Source organism: Aestuariivivens sediminicola, from assembly GCF_022662015.1.
GTDB lineage: Bacteria > Bacteroidota > Bacteroidia > Flavobacteriales > Flavobacteriaceae > Aestuariivivens > Aestuariivivens sediminicola.
In genome coordinates, this window is the sequence record NZ_JAKMCM010000001.1 from 1,112,892 (window position 1) to 1,129,070 (window position 16,179).

10 protein-coding genes are annotated in these 16,179 nt (G+C 41.0%); 2 read left to right on the forward strand and 8 right to left on the reverse strand.

The features are described from left to right. From MR041_RS04850 to MR041_RS04860, 3 genes are all read right to left on the reverse strand, one after another. Nucleotides 1-861, reverse strand: coding sequence for an MBL fold metallo-hydrolase (locus MR041_RS04850; RefSeq protein ID WP_242092455.1), 861 nt, complete (start codon nt 859-861; stop codon nt 1-3). A gap of 95 nt (nt 862-956) precedes the next feature. Further along, a complete protein-coding gene (locus MR041_RS04855; RefSeq protein ID WP_242092456.1) occupies nt 957-3,161 on the reverse strand; it encodes a SulP family inorganic anion transporter in 2,205 nt (734 codons plus the stop codon). Then, the gene (locus MR041_RS04860) at nt 3,158-4,006 is read right to left on the reverse strand and encodes a universal stress protein (RefSeq protein WP_242092457.1); all 849 of its coding nucleotides are present in this window, start codon (nt 4,004-4,006) and stop codon (nt 3,158-3,160) included. The genes MR041_RS04855 and MR041_RS04860 overlap by 4 nt, the downstream gene beginning before the upstream one ends. 103 nt (nt 4,007-4,109) lie before the next feature. Here MR041_RS04860 and MR041_RS04865 point away from each other — a divergent pair, with 103 nt between their 5' ends. Both MR041_RS04865 and MR041_RS04870 read left to right on the forward strand, forming a co-directional pair. Beyond that, the gene (locus MR041_RS04865) at nt 4,110-5,957 is read left to right on the forward strand and encodes a cation:proton antiporter (protein ID WP_242092458.1); all 1,848 of its coding nucleotides are present in this window, start codon (nt 4,110-4,112) and stop codon (nt 5,955-5,957) included. A gap of 2 nt (nt 5,958-5,959) precedes the next feature. Further along, nucleotides 5,960-6,748: a PhzF family phenazine biosynthesis protein gene (locus MR041_RS04870; RefSeq protein WP_242092459.1), complete on the forward strand. Its 789-nt coding sequence runs from the start codon at nt 5,960-5,962 to the stop codon at nt 6,746-6,748. Nucleotides 6,749-6,824: 76 nt separating this feature from the next. Here the strand turns inward: MR041_RS04870 and MR041_RS04875 are convergent, their stop codons facing one another. The 5 genes from MR041_RS04875 to MR041_RS04895 all read right to left on the reverse strand — a co-directional run bounded on the left by MR041_RS04875 (nt 6,825) and on the right by MR041_RS04895 (nt 16,155). Further along, the gene (locus MR041_RS04875; protein WP_242092460.1) at nt 6,825-9,227 is read right to left on the reverse strand and encodes a glycoside hydrolase family 31 protein; all 2,403 of its coding nucleotides are present in this window, start codon (nt 9,225-9,227) and stop codon (nt 6,825-6,827) included. Between the two features lie 135 nt (nt 9,228-9,362). Next, nucleotides 9,363-11,273 carry a 1,4-alpha-glucan branching protein GlgB gene (glgB, locus tag MR041_RS04880; RefSeq protein WP_242092461.1) on the reverse strand — a complete coding sequence of 637 codons (1,911 nt, stop codon included), beginning with the start codon at nt 11,271-11,273 and terminating at the stop codon, nt 9,363-9,365. Between the two features lie 3 nt (nt 11,274-11,276). Then, nucleotides 11,277-12,905, reverse strand: a complete 1,629-nt coding sequence (locus MR041_RS04885) for a trehalose synthase (protein WP_242092462.1) — start codon at nt 12,903-12,905, stop codon at nt 11,277-11,279. A gap of 1 nt (nt 12,906) precedes the next feature. Beyond that, nucleotides 12,907-14,847 (reverse strand): alpha-1,4-glucan--maltose-1-phosphate maltosyltransferase, encoded by a 1,941-nt coding sequence (locus MR041_RS04890; protein WP_242092463.1) that lies wholly within the window; start codon nt 14,845-14,847, stop codon nt 12,907-12,909. 42 nt (nt 14,848-14,889) lie between these two features. Further along, nucleotides 14,890-16,155, reverse strand: a complete 1,266-nt coding sequence (locus MR041_RS04895) for a glucose-1-phosphate adenylyltransferase (protein ID WP_242092464.1) — start codon at nt 16,153-16,155, stop codon at nt 14,890-14,892. Between the last annotated feature and the right edge of the window lie 24 nt (nt 16,156-16,179).

Below are 16,179 nucleotides of genomic sequence, written 5' to 3' on the forward strand. Positions count from 1 at the left end.
TTAATTAAATACTTCTTTAGTTTTAAATGTGTTCTTTAAACTTACACCTTTTTCTGTTTGCTCCACGGTGATTATTTCGTTATGCGCATCATGCTCTAGATACAGGTAATACCCTTTGTCGGCTGCAAGATTAAGGAATGCTTCCTTTTCGTTTAAGGTTAATAACGGCCTGGTGTCGTAACTCATTATATAAGGCAGGGGTAAATGGCCTGCCGTGGGTAAAAGGTCGGCCATAAAGGCAATGGTCTTGTCCTTATAATGAATTAATGGAATCATTTGTTTTTCGGTATGACCATCGGCTAAAAATATATCGAAGCCCAGTGCTGAATTTTCAATTATATTACTGTTCGACAAAGGCATAAAATGCAATTGCCCACTGTCTTCCATAGGCAGTAGATTCTCTTTGAGAAAGGATGCCCTTTCTCTTCTGTTAGGCTCAATTGCCCATTCCCAGTGGTTTTTATTGGTCCAAAACCGGGCATTTTTGAATGCAGGCTCATAACCGGTTCGGTCCTTATTCCACTGAATGCTGCCACCACAATGATCGAAATGCAGGTGGGTCATGAACACATCGGTAATATCGTCCTTGTGAAACCCATATGCAGCCAATGATTTTTCCAAACTATCATTTCCCCACAAATAGTAATAACCAAAAAATTTATCGGATTGTTTATTGCCCATTCCCGTATCAATAAGGACTAATCGATTCCCATCTTCAATCAACAAACAGCGTGCCGTTAAATCAATCATATTGTGGGCATCCGAGGGATTGGTTTTTTGCCATAAAGACTTTGGCACAACACCAAACATAGCGCCTCCATCAAGTTTAAAATTTCCGGCTTTTATGGGGTATAAGTTCATAAGGAGCGCAAATTAACAAATATCTCTAAAATCAATACGCATGTTAAGAATATATTAAGAGATAATGACGACCAAAAGCTTAAAAAAAAGCAACATCATTTAATTATTGATACGATAACCTCACTGAGACGCTTACCGAAGTCCAAAATCGCCTTAATTTCTTTTAAACTTGCCAGGCGCTCTTTAGTAAAAATTAAAATGCCTTTGCCGTTGGATTCTATATGGTAGTAGGGGTTGCTTTCAAAAAAATGTATGAGATCGTCATTAAAAAATTGTCGGATGGCGTCTTCGTTATCCCCCAGCAGATAAAACCGTCTCGAAAAATCGATATGGTCTTCAAAAGGAATATCCTTAAATCCGGCAAAGGCATACATTTTTTCCAAGAACCCCTCTCTATCCAGCGTAAACTCAGGAATCTCTCTTTTCAGGTTGATATGCAGCATGGTAGCATGTATCACCTCTTTTGCAATAAATTCACCTTCTGTAAATTCGATATCAAACAAGCTTATGGTTTTATCTTTGTAAGACAGTTCGTTATAAATATGGTTTATGTTCTTGGTATTAAAGAACAAAAAGTCATTTAAAAAATGCACCTGCCTCTGTTTTTTAAAATTATAAAGGAGACCATAGTCTTTCGCAAGTTCTTCCATGTTGGTTTGCCTGCGGGTTAAGCTATTTTTAATGAGATTCGGAACAGGCAATAATCGTCTTAGCGCAAAAGGATGTTTTGAATCGGTATCGTGCATGTCTAATCCAATGACATCAAAATGTCCTCCTCTTTTATAGAACAGGTCCTGATAGCTGTACATGTTTTCCATGACAGTATGATCTACAAATTCACAAAGAGAAAAATCGACAATAATGTCTTGATTTTCGGGAACAACATCGATATGGCGCTTGAGACGGTAATAATTTAAAAAGCTGGAAAAGTGCTTCACACTGACATAATAGGTGTTTGTATTTTCCTCCTTGTACATTAAGACGTTTGGCTTTAGTACATTTCTGATAAACAGACCCAGACTCCTGCTAATACTAACATGAATGATAAAGGTTATTATTACACCGGCTAAAATACCGGTAATTAATCCCACTTTAATGGTAACAAAGAGCGTTACAAAAAAGATGACGAGTTGCTCCTTACCAATTGAGAATATTTTCGTAATCACGTTTGGCGAGGCTAATTTATAACCTGTATATACCAGAATAGCCATTAAAGCGGGTAATGGTATTCGTGTTAACTGGGTGCTGAATAAAACAATGAACAGCACTAAAAAAACGGAATGAAAAAAATTTGAAGATCGATTTGTGGCACCGTTGTTAACGTTCACAGAACTACGAGCGATAACGGTTACCACATTCAGTCCGCCCATAAATCCGCTGCCCACAGTGGCCAGGCCAAGGGCTTTGAGATCCCTGTTTACATTAGAACGTCGTTTTTCAGGATCTAATTTATCAACGGCTTTGATACTTAGTAGGGATTCAATACTTGCTATAAGAGTCAGGGCCAAAACACTTCCTAAAAAGGACAGGCTGACCACTTTACTGAAATCAAGAACGGGAATATCTGAAATGATATGCTGAAGCGTAGGTATACCCGTTATCATATATTCCTGTGCTATGGGGTTGTGCTCATGTAACACCAGCTCAAAATAATAGCTGAAGGCAATAGATAAGATAACGATCCACATTGGAGCCGGAATGAGCTGTAAATATTTGTTTCGAAGTTTAGAATAGAACATCATGATCGCCAAACTGGTGATGCCGGCCAGGGAGGCAAAAATAAGTCCTTTAGTTTCATAATGTAAAGCGTCATTAACCGTGAAGGGGATTTCCAGCAGATAATCCAGGGTGTCTTCTCTTTTAATTCTATGGGCAAGCATAATATGGAACTGTTTTCCCAATATAATCAGGCCAATGGCGGCCAACATGCCCTGAATGGCTGAAGAGGGAAAGAAATCGGCTAAGGTGCCCATTCTAAAAAAACCGAGAAGAATCAATAAGATTCCGGAAAACATAATAGCCACATATGCCGATTCAAGACCTAAGGTGGTAATGGCAATCAGAATAACGCCAACCAGTCCATTTCCGGGTCCTGTAATGGTAATGTGACTGCCGCCTAAAACAGAAACGACAATCCCGCCTATGACGGCTGAAATGATTCCCGAAATAGGAGGGGCATCACTAGCCATAGCAAGCCCTAGTCCCAACGGCAAGGCAATCAGACTGACCACAAAACCCGAGAAGATGTTTCTTGGTAAGGCTTTAAAAAAGGATTTGATGTTGTTCTTTTTCGGACTCATTGAAGAATTAAGACATCAGTTGGTAATTCGGTTAGTATATGTTCAATATCATGAGGAAACAAACGATCCCAAAACGTCATTTTACTTGGGGCGTTCATAACCAGTAAATCAGCCCGCGAGACCTGGGCATAATGCCCGATAGTATAACCCTGTTTTCCGAATATAGGCTGCGATTTGACCAGGAGGTTTTCGGTGTATTCCTTGGGAATGCTTTCTACAATCTCTTTAATCCTCGAGTTTTCTCGAAGCTTTATGCGTTCTTTTATAATATTAGCTCGTCTGAGGGATTTGTCGTCCTCCACCTTAACTGCAATGGCATCCTGTTTAATTTCTTCAACAATTGTCACCTTTTCAGCGTCCAGCATTTTAGCGACATAGAAGGCGCAGGTAATGGTATTCTTTGTTTTTGGGTCTTTTAATCCGTTTACCACAATATGTTTGCAGGGCACTCTTTTAACAGAAGGCTTTATCAGCAAGAGCACCGAGCATTTGGCCTGTCTCGTAATTTTTCGGGCAATGGATCCGACATAATATTTAAAGAACCGTTCGCGTTGAACAGCACCAAGAATGAGGAGGTCTATTTTTTTGAATTGGCATGTAGATAAGATGACTTCTACGGGATCACCCGGTTTAAACACAACCTCGTAGTCCAGGTTATCTTTTTTAAAGGTATTCAGAATCACTTTTAAGGCTTTTTCCTTATCATCAGACTGGTCACCAACGTGTATCAACACTAATTTAGAGTTAAAAAAAATGGACAGTCTGGCAGCTTCGAACAGGTTAGCCTTTAAATTGGGCGAAAAGGCCACACCAATTCCAATGCTTTTAAAGGGTCTCAAAGTCAAAATAAGCCGTTGTTTAATTCCAAAAATCGAAAGATACTATTTTTTAAAAACATAAAATCCACCGATTTGTTTAAATTAGTGTTTTTAAAAGAGAAACTACTGTATGATTGAACTTGCTGGAATTATCATTTTAGGCATATTAGCACAATGGTTTGCTTGGAAATTTAAAATTCCCGCTATTCTTCCCTTAATCATTATAGGCTTACTGGTGGGTCCCATAGCAGCTGAATTTATATCAGAGGATGGCTCGAAATGGATAGAACCTGTTTGGAATGGAGAGAAAGGACTTTTTCCGGGTGATGGGTTGTATTATTTTGTCTCATTAGCCATCAGTATTATACTGTTTGAAGGAGGTCTGACCCTTAAGCGATCTGAGATCAAGACCCTGGGACCTGTAATTACCAAATTAATTACCCTGGGCTCGGCGGTTACTTTTTTTGGAGCAGGTGTTTTGGCGCATTTTATTTTTGGCCTCAGCTGGCAGATTTCCTTTTTGTTTTCTGCACTCATCATTGTAACGGGTCCGACGGTAATTACGCCGATTCTGCGGAACATCCCACTAAAAAAAGATGTATCGGCGGTCTTGAAATGGGAAGGCATTTTAATTGATCCGATCGGCGCATTGGTTGCGGTATTGGTATTTGAGTTCATAAGTGTTGAAGGAGACAGTGGTTTTACGAAAACAGCACTCATTGAGTTCGGTAAAATCATCCTTTTTGGAACTACATTCGGCTTTACATTCGCGCACGCTTTGGCCTTTGCCATTAACAAGAAACTTATACCGCATTATTTATTGAACGTCGTGTCCCTTTCTACCGTTCTGTTGGTGTTTGTCGAATCTGAAATCTTTGCTCATGAATCAGGGCTTCTGGCGGTTGTGGTCATGGGAATGGTTCTGGGAAACAGTCAGCTTAAAAACATCAAACAATTACTTTATTTTAAAGAGTCGTTAAGTGTTTTATTGATATCGATACTGTTTATATTATTATCTGCAAATATTAATATTGAAGACCTGATGTTGCTGTACACCTGGAAAACAGCGGCTATATTTTTAGCTGTTATTGTTATTGTCAGACCTTTGGCTGTATTTTTAAGCACTACCGGATCGCAGCTTAAATTTAATGAAAAACTGTTTATAAGCTGGGTGGGGCCGCGTGGTATCGTGGCTGCCGGTATTGCCTCTCTCTTCGGGGGCAAGCTCATTCAACAGGGTGTGGAGGATGCCGAATTTATTACCCCCTTAGTGTTTATGATTGTGTTGGGAACCGTTTTACTCAATGCAACTACCGCACGTTTATTCGCAAAACTTATCGGGGTCTTTTTGGTGAAATCGGAAGGCATCCTTATCGTAGGAGCCTCAAAAATTTCGAGGCTGATCGGGCGTTATCTTGAAACCAATGGGCGACACGTGGTTTTAATTGACAGTAATGAGCGCAATGTTGAAAAAGCCAATGAAATGGATCTCGAGGCTATTACTGCTAACATATATTCTGACAGTTTATTGGATAATATCGAATTGAATGACATGGGGTATTTGATGGCTCTAACTGGGAACCCTGATATCAACAAGTATGCTATTGGAAAATTTGGAGATCAGTTTGGTGAAAACGGATCATTTCGTTTGGTGACCACACAGGAAATGCTCGATAGCACTAACAATCCTAAGGAAGGGTTGTTTTCTCATACCGATGACTATAACTCATTGATGGAACTCACTGACAAATACCCATCGATCCTGGAAATCGACCTTGACAACAAAGAGCACTACCTTAAACTTATCGACATCACAAATAATGACAAGGATATGATACCCCTCTTTGTAAAGGATCTGGAAGGTGAATTACATATCATATCCTCCTACAACCTGGACGTTGAGGTGATTGAAAAAGGGTTTAAACTCGTGTATTTAGGCAAACCCTTTAACAATGATACCGTTCAGGAGAAAAGTTAACAATGCCACAACCCATATATCAGGTAGACGCATTTACCAACGCGGTTTTTTTTGGGAATCCTGCCGCGGTCTGTCCGTTGAAAGCATGGTTAGATGATGTTACTTTACAACGCATAGCCATGGAAAACAATCTTGCTGAAACTGCCTTTTATGTTAAGCACGAGGAGACCTATGAAATCAGATGGTTTACGCCAACAATAGAGGTAGATCTCTGCGGACACGCTACTTTAGCCGCTGCATTTGTCTTATTTAATTATGAAGGACACCAGGAAAACACCATCAGGTTCACATCGAAACACAGTGGTGAGCTCTCCGTAACAAGAAGGGGAGAATGGCTGACCCTAAATTTCCCGACCGACCGTATTGAAGAGATTGAAATACCGGGTCAAATAGGCAAGTGCTTTAACCTACAGCCGCAATTGGCCTTTCGCGGCAAAACGGACTATGTATTGCTGTATAGTAATGAGGAGGACATCATAAATCTTACTCCGATATTCACTGAAATTTCAAAATTGAAAGTACGGGGTGTTATTGTAACCGCCAGGGGAAACAAGACCGATTTCGTATCTCGGTTTTTTGCACCTCAGTCTGGGGTTGATGAAGACCATGTAACCGGATCGGCACACACGACCCTTATACCATTATGGTCTGAAAGGCTCGATAAAATTGAGTTAACAGCGACACAGCTTTCCGGCAGAAGAGGGTATTTGCGATGCAAATATTTAAATGACAGGGTTGAAATTAGCGGGCAATGCAAACTCTACTTAATTGGTGAAATTTACCTGGAGTAATCACGCCCTCCATCTTTATAAAGCATAAAAAAAGCCCCATAAGACATGGGGCTGTTGTGACTGTATAGCTAATATCTTAAGCCATGATATGTAATTCGGTAAACTCTTTGGTAAGCACTAGGGTATTGTCGCCATTAAGTTTAATATCCTTGAATTGAATCTCTACATTATCAATCTGCACCTTTGAAATTTTAAACGGCAGTCCATGAAGACTTAACTTGAAGGTTTTATAGGTGGTGAAGAACTTACCGGATTTATGCTGTTGAATAATCAGTTCGTTCTTTTTTCCATGCAGTTTAAAGGTTCTCAAACTGTATCTTCCTTTAATGTAGTCATATCCGTCTGTGGCATCCTCATACACCTCAGACTCTTCTTTCCCAAGCTTGTAATACACATCGAGCAGGAGCTCATCTATAGTCTTTTCACCTACATATTGCTGGATAGGATATTTCGGAATGATAGAGCCGTCTTTGACAAAGATGGGCATGCTGTCCAAATCAGCATCCACCCATAATTCCTGACCGCCAATAACGACATCATCCGTCCAGAAGTTGTACCACAATCCTCTGGGAATATACATGCGACGCCCTTTTTGATTGGGCCCATTTATAGGGCATACAAGAATTTTTTCGCCAAACATGAACTCATCATTTCTATAATGGGTTTGCGGATCATCCTGATCATACAACACAAGCGATTTTAAAATAGGAATACTCTCCTCGGCGTATCGCCAGAACGCCGTGTAAAGGTAAGGTAAGAGCTGGTATCGCAACTCAATGAATTTCTTTACAACGCTTGTGATGGTATCACCAAAAGCCCAGGGCTCCTGGTTACCGTGATCGCCGGAGGAATGCGTTCTGCAGAACGGGTGAAATATACCGAGTTGAATCCAGCGCGCATACAGTTCGCCATTGGGTTGTTCTGCAAAGCCGCCAATATCGGACCCTACGAATGAGTAACCCGACATGGCCATACGCTGGGCCTGTAAATTAGCAATATTCAGATGATCCCATGTAGCCACATTATCGCCCGTCCAGCTGGAAGTATAGCGCTGTGTGCCGGAATAAGCGGCACGTGTAATTACGAACGGACGCTTTGGATAACAGAATTTTTTTAAGCCCTGATAGGTCGCGCGAGCCATTTGCATACCATAGACGTTATGTGCTTTTCTATGACTGCAGGGGTTGCCTTCATAATCGTGGCGGACATCATTCGGGAATGTTTTTCCGGGCACATCCATAACTGCAGGTTCATTCATATCATTCCAAACCCCCTTAACCCCAATGTCTTCAATAAGCTCCTTAAACAGGTTTGACCACCACTCTCTTACTTCCGGGTTTGTAAAATCCGGAAAGTAACATTCACCCGGCCACACTTTGCCCTTCATATATGGGCCATCGGCACGTTTACAAAAATAATCTTTGTCAAGACCCTCTTTGAATACGCTGTAATCCATGTCTATTTTAATACCGGGATCAATTATCACGATGGTTTTAAATCCATCGTCAGCCAGTTCCTTGACCATGCGCTTAGGATCAGGAAAGTATTCCTTGCTCCAGGTGAAGCAGCGAAATCCTTCCATATAATCGATATCCAAATAAATAGCATCACAAGGTATTTCCAGTTCTCTGAATTTGGCCGTGATTTCTTTTACGTTCGATTCCGGATAGTAACTCCATTTACACTGGTGGTACCCCAAAGCCCAAAGCGGCGGTAAAGCATGTGGCTTACCGGTTAAATCTGTATAATTGGCAACCACCTCAGTCATCTCCGGACCATAAATGAAATAATAATTCATTTCACCACCATGCGCCCAAAAACTGGTAATATTTCTTCGCTCATGGCAAAAATCAAAAAAGGACCTAAAGGTATTGTCGAAAAATATACCGTAAGCTTTTTTATTGTGTAAGGCTGTATAAAAAGGAATGGCTTTGTAAATTGGATCGGTATCCCTGCCATAAGCGTATGAATCGGTTACCCAGTTCTCAAAACGCTTGCCTTTTAAGTTATTATCAACGGGTTTATCCCCAAGCCCGTAATAGCTTTCACCGGGTTGGGCGGTTTTAGACATTTTAACCACATCACCACCAAACTCATAACTTTCTTCCCAATGGAACCCGAGTTCATCCTCGCAAATCAGGGTTTTGTCTTTGGCATCATAAAGCGAAACCCTTAAGTCGCTTTTTGAAACATGACAGATCAACTTTGTGGTGGTGATAATGTAGTTAGCCTTATTTTCAGTCACCTCCAGGAAATTGTACCCCCGACTGGCATATTTGGTTATGGCATATGAGAAATCATTCTCGAAAATACCGGTAGTCGTATACCTAAATCGCAAAACACTGTCGCGTCGAACAGTGACCTGCAGCACAACACCATTTGCTGTTTTAAATGAGAGAACATTAAGATTTTTTTCGTATGAAATTATTTTGGAAGGAAAGATATTCCCTTTGTGTTCTAATTCTGTATTTAATATCATAAATTATATGATTTAATTAATTAGCGAAAGTAATAAATATTAAAGGGATATTATCTTTTTATTTTGCAAAAATAATGCTGATTATTTCATTAATAAACAAATAATCAGCAATTTAATTACAAAAGCTTCAACGTGTTAAGGCAGAAACTTAAAAATGGTAACGGCCAGTGGCGGAAGGGTTATTTTTGCAGAATAGTCTTTACCGTTCCAAGGCTGCTTTTTGATGGTAATGGCTCGTTTATTGTGTACCGCGCTACCGCCATAGTTTTTATCGTCACTATTAAAGACCTCTTTGAGCTTTCCTTTCCGCGGCAGGCCAATCCCATAGTCTTCTCTGATGGAAGGGGTTAGGTTACACACCACCACAACATCATTCTCGGGATCCTGACCTTTTCTTATATAGGAGATCACACAATTCTCATGATCGTCGTAATTTATCCATTCAAACCCTTCGTGGCTAAACTGTTTTTCAAACAAGGCGGGTGTTTCTTTGTAAAAGGTATTGAGCGCTTTAAAAAAGGTTTGTAAATTATGGTGCGGCTCGAATTCCAAAAGATTCCAATCCAGACTTCCCTTAAAATCCCATTCGTTATATTGACCAAATTCGCCACCCATAAATAAAAGTTTTGCACCGGGATGCGTAAACATATAGCCGTATAAGAGGCGGAGGTTGGCAAACCGCTGCCATTCATCGCCTGGCATTCTCCCCAGTATCGAGTTTTTACCATACACTACTTCGTCATGGGATAGGGGCAACATGAAGTTTTCTGTAAAGGCATAAGCCAAACTAAAGGTGATATCGTTCTGGTGATACTGTCTGTATATGGGATCTTTTTTAAAGTATTCCAAAGTATCATGCATCCAACCCATCATCCATTTCATACCAAACCCTAAGCCTCCCAAAAATACGGGTCTTGAAACCCCTGAAAAAGCTGTAGATTCTTCTGCAATGGTTTGGACATCAGGGAAAGACTGATAAATTTCTACATTCAGTTCTCTTAAAAAGGAGATGGCTTCCAGGTTTTCTCTGCCACCAAACATATTAGGCTCCCATTGCCCATCTTCCCTGGAATAGTCCAAAAACAACATGGAGGCCACAGCATCAACGCGCAACCCATCTGCATGGTACTGATCCATCCAAAAGATGGCATTACTTATGAGAAAGGATTTGACTTCATTACGACCGTAATTGAATATTAAACTTTTCCAATCCTGATGATACCCTTTCCTAGGATCCGGATGTTCGTACAAATGAGATCCATCAAAAAATCCCAGTCCGTGTGCGTCTTCAGGAAAATGTGAGGGTACCCAATCCAGAATAATCCCTATATCATTTTGATGAAGCTTGTCAATTAAATATTTAAATTCTTCAGGATAACCGAAGCGAGATGATGGCGCAAAATACCCGGTTACCTGATAACCCCATGACGGGTCGTAAGGAAATTCCATAACTGGCATGAGTTCTACATGGGTAAAATTCATGTCTTTGATATAGTTTACCAGGTCATCGGCCAACTCATGATAGGATAAAAAGCGGTTTTCTTCCACGTGTTTTTTCCAGGAACCCAAATGCACTTCATAAACGGAGTAAGGCGCATCCAGGGCATTGTGTTCCTTGCGTTTCTTCATCCATTTCGCATCTTTCCACTTATAGGTGTCGTCCCAAACTATAGAAGCTGTTTTGGGAGGATGTTCGGAACGCCTGGCATAGGGATCTGCTTTTTCCGTTTTTATATTATTATGGTGACTATGAATCTTATACTTATAAATAGCGCCTTTTTCAACCTTGGGAATAAATCCTTCCCAAATACCACTGCTGTCCCACCTGACATTCAGCTGGTGTTCGCCTTCCAACCAATAGTTGAAGTCGCCAATCACTGAAACCGATTTTGCACTAGGAGCCCAAACGGCAAAATACGTGCCTTTCACCCCATCTACCGTAACGAGGTGAGCGCCGAATTTTTCATAAAGACGGTAGTGCTTCCCGGCTTTAAACAGGTTAATATCAAATTCGGTGAATAAACTATGAGGTGTTACGTGAGCCATAAATTAATGATTTATAATATTAGAAATTCCTTTTAGCGGAATTACCGCCCATTGTGGTCTGGAATTGAGCTCATAGCCTAATTCGTAAACCGCTTTTTCCAGAAGACAGTACTTTAAAATAAAAATACGCTCCTGATTGTATCCTATGTTAAGATTGGCATTTTGTGTTTCAGTGACATAAGCACCTAAAAACAAACCGGTAATATATCGGTAGAGCACTTCGCCCGCTTTAAAAAGCAGATCCTGGCTGAACGGATAATTTTCGGCATTGTTAAATATAGTGGCATATATGGCATAGTGAAACGATCTAAAAATTCCGGCAACATCCTTGAGTGGTGATTGTTTCACTTTTCTATCTCGAATCGTGCTTTCGGGTTCACCTTCAAAATCTAGGATATAAAAGTCATTATCCTTCACCAAAACCTGCCCTAAATGGTAATCGCCATGAATTCGGATGCGTTCACCCTTAAGTTTGGTCCAATCAAAATCCACAAAGCGTTTCCTGATGCTATTCTTTTTATCCAAAAACTCATGGGCCAGGTCCAGAGCCAGGCCTTCCAGTTTATGAATGTTGTTCTCAATGGCATTGAGCCTGTTTTGGAACTGATATAAGACCTTGTTCTTAAGCCATACCGTGTAGTCGTCGTTATAATGGGTTGGCGTAAACGCTGTTTCCTCAAATTCTGATCCGAGTGCAATATGCATCTCCGCAGTGCGCCTGGCTAATGTTTCTATTTGTAAGAACAAGTGCAGCCCGGCCCAGTCGATTATTCGTGGTGGGATGTCCTTAATATCTAGGCGCTGGTAGAGTGCAGTATTAGGTAATTGATCGACGGCTATGTTTTTATATTCTAAATTGGAAAACACCTTGTGTAATTCCCTCAGGGAATAATCGAAGGCATCTCCTTCGTTTGGAATCATTTCCTGCATGAGCCCAATGGTTATATTCACACCGTCGGAGTCAACCAAATTGATGCTTCCAAGGTAGGCAGGTGTGTTTTTGAAGCCTTTTTTCTCAGATAAAAACCGGCTCATTTCATAATCGGGGTTCTTGTCTGCAAAGATCCTTCTGAAAAATTTAAGGACATATCTCTCATTGTAAACCAAGGAGGTATTGCTTTGTTCTAAACCCATAAACCGTGAGGACTCATAGCTGCTATCCGTAAACAAATGACTTTTGTGGTATTGGACCTTGGTGGTATCTATGGGCTCAGCCGTTAATATGCGTTCGTATACCAGTTTTCTGAATGATTCCAGGTTGGTCGCATCAATAATAAAGCCTTTTTCATTATTGATTTCTATGGGCAATATCCGATCCTTTTTAGCAAAGTTTTCGTCTGTCACAAAAGCAATGGGCAGAAAGTAGTGCTGGTAAAAGGCCTCAATGAAATTAACTTCCAAAATAAGCCCGTAATAGATTTCGCCTTTCTGCTGAATTTTAAAAAACTCGGCAAGTTCGATATATTTAAGTTGACTTGACTTCCCGCCATACCAACGCTGCTCAACAATATAGTTTTCTAAAACATCAGACAGAAATGTTCTCACAAAATCATCGCTATCCAATAATTCCTCCCATCTCTTTTGAGTCTGAAAAATTGATTCCACTTCGGATGTCGATGTGTTGTCTGCCATTCTATTTGTTTATTTTGAATATATGAAAGGGCAAACTGGGGTGAAGCTCTACAAAACTCCATTCGTTGTACCAATCGTAATGGCTATCTGTAATCAGGTCGTGCATGTCTAAACGGTGCCCGGCATGAACTTCAAGGGCGTCCAGGGGTACCTGGACAGTTCCTTGTTGGGCGTTGTGATCATCCAGGCTTATGATCACCAAAATATGATTGGTTTTAGCATCATTCCATTTATAATAGGCCATGAGGTTGTCGTTGTCGATACGGCAAAACAGTATATTGTTCGTTTGCTGTAAAGCTTCATTATGATTTCTAATATAATTTGTTTTGGCGATAATGGTGGTCAGTTTGTTTTCAATGGTCCAGTCGTAATGCGCAATCTGGAACTTCTCAGAATTCAGATATTCCTCTTTTCCAAGAAGGGAACTTGATAGCATATATTCGAACACAGGCCCATAAATTCCAATACAGGAACTCAGTGTGGCGGCAAGAACATAACGCTGCATGTGTTTGGACTCACCGGAACCCTGCAAGTGAAACGGATTGATATCCGGGGTATTAGGCCAAAAATTAGGCTGCATATACTCTCGTAGCTCACTCTGGGTTAACTCTTCCATATACTCAATGAGCTCGTGCTTGGTATTTCGCCATGTAAAATAGGTATAGGACTGGGTATATCCCTGTTTCGCCAATTGCTGCATGACCTTAGGCGCCGTAAAGGCTTCTGCCAGGAAGATCACATTGGGGTGTTTGGCCTTCACTTTGGAAATAATCCAATTCCAGAAATAGAAGGGCTTGGTGTGGGGGTTGTCGACTCTGAAAATTTCTATACCACAGTCAATCCAATAGAGCAGGATGCTGAGACATTCGTTCCAGAGGTTTTCATAGTCTTCACTTTCCCAGTATATCGGTAAGATATCCTGATATTTCTTAGGAGGGTTTTCGGCATATTGCACCGTTCCGTCAGGCCGCCATTTAAACCATTTCGGGTGCGCCTTAACCCAGGGGTGGTCGGGAGCTGCCTGTAAGGCATAATCCATAGCGATTTCCAGATTATTGTCCTTAGCACGTTGTATGAGCGCCTTAAAATCGTCTAAGCTCCCAAGTTTGGGGTGAATGTCTTTGTGACCGCCAAACCTGGAACCTATCCCCCAGGTCGATCCCACATCATCCGACTTTGCCTCCGTGGTGTTGTTTTTACCTTTTCTGTTCACTTCACCAATGGGATGAATGGGAGGCAGATACACCACGTCGAACCCCATATTTTTAATGCGGGGTAATATGCGCTCACAATCCTTAAATGTGCCGTGTACCCCTTCTTTTTCTGAAGTTGATCGGGGAAAGAATTCGTACCAGGTACTGAATCTCGCTTTCTTTCTATCCACATAGACCTGGTATTCTATGGAGCGATTCTCCAAGAGTTTAATTGGGTTTTGATATAGCAAGGCCTTCAGTCTATCTGAAGTGGCTTCCGTGATGGCTTCACCATACCGGTTTTCGTCCCTGAAGATCGCATGGAGATGCTCCAGATATACCTTATCCTTTTTTGAAGACACCTTATTTAAAATCTCACTGATGTATTCCGCCCCTTCAAGCAATTCAGAAACCACATGCTGGTTGTCTTCAATTTTTCGAATGATGCCATGCCTCCAGTTCAAGGCATAATCTACCCAGGCCTCGACCTTATAGCTGTAAAACCCTTGTTTTTGCACGGTAAAACTTCCATGCCATTCGTCGTTTACAACAAGGCGCATGCGTGATTCTGTCCAGAATTTGTCATCTTCGTGTTTGTAGATAACGGAGGCTCCCAGCACATCATGGCCATCGGCCAGAACATAGGCATTGATGTTTACGATTTCGTTTACAACCCGCTTTATATGGTACTGGCCACAATTTACGCTTGGGGAAACATAATCAATAACAACTCTTCTTTGGTCTTGCATAATCTCAGGTTGGTTGACAATTTAGATTAATTTTATGACGGCTTAAATTGTGAATCCTTTTGGAATCACCGCACCTTTTTTAATTACAACAATACCGTCTTTAACAAAATAGGTGTCGGTTTCGGTATCTTCCAGGTGCGGGCCGCCATTTATTCTCACATCATCTCCAATGCGACAGTTTTTATCGATAATGGCATTCTTTATAAAACAGCGCTCTCCGATACCCATTAAAATATCGATATGATCGGATTCAATCTCTGCAAGGGTCTCATAAAAGTCTGAACCCATCATGTAGGTATTTATGATCGTGGATTCGTTGCCTATTCTGGAACGAATTCCGATGACTGATTTTTCTATTTTGGCCGCACTTATAATACAGCCCTCCGAAACAACCGCTCTTTCCAATATTGTGCCGGCAATTTTTGTTGTTGGCAACATACGTGCGCGCGTATAGATACGTTTGCTCTTGTCGTATAAATCAAATTTTGGGATGTCGTCAGTGAGTCCCAGATTGGCCTCAAAGAAGGAATCAATATTCCCAATGTCGGTCCAATAGCCTTCGTACTGGTAACTCAGGGTCTTGTGTTTTTCAATACTCTGAGGAATGATTTCCTTACCGAAATCGTTCGTGTCGGGGTTCGACATGAGGTCAATCAACAAATCGCGGTTAAAGACGTAAATACCCATAGAGGCCAGGTAATGTCTACCTTGCCTCTTCATTTCGTCGCTCACTTCTGATGTCCAGTCCGGCAATAAACTCGAATCCGGTTTTTCTATGAAGGACTGTACAACATTTTGCTCATCCGATTTCATGATGCCGAACTCCGTAGCCTCCTTGGCATTCACAGGAATGGTGGCAATAGTAATCTCTGCATTGTTAGATTCATGCGCCTGAATCAATAATTCGTAATCCATTTGGTAGAGCTGGTCTCCGGATAAGATAAGGGCATAGTCAAAATCATGTCTTAAAAAATGATGCATGCTTTGTCTTACGGCATCCGCTGTACCCTGAAACCAGGTTTTGTTTTGCGGGGTCTGCTCAGCTGCTAAAACATCGACAAATGCACTGCTAAAAAAACTGAAATGATAGGTGTTTTTAATATGACGATTCAATGAGGCCGAATTAAACTGGGTCAGCACATACATGCGTTTGATGTCGGAGTTGATACAATTGGATATAGGAATATCTACCAACCGGTATTTACCCGCAATGGGAACCGCAGGCTTCGATCTGTCTTTAGTTAGGGGATATAATCTCGATCCTTGACCACCACCTAAAATTATAGCTAATACCTTATTGTTAATCATCTTAGAGTTGAATTAAGTTAGTTA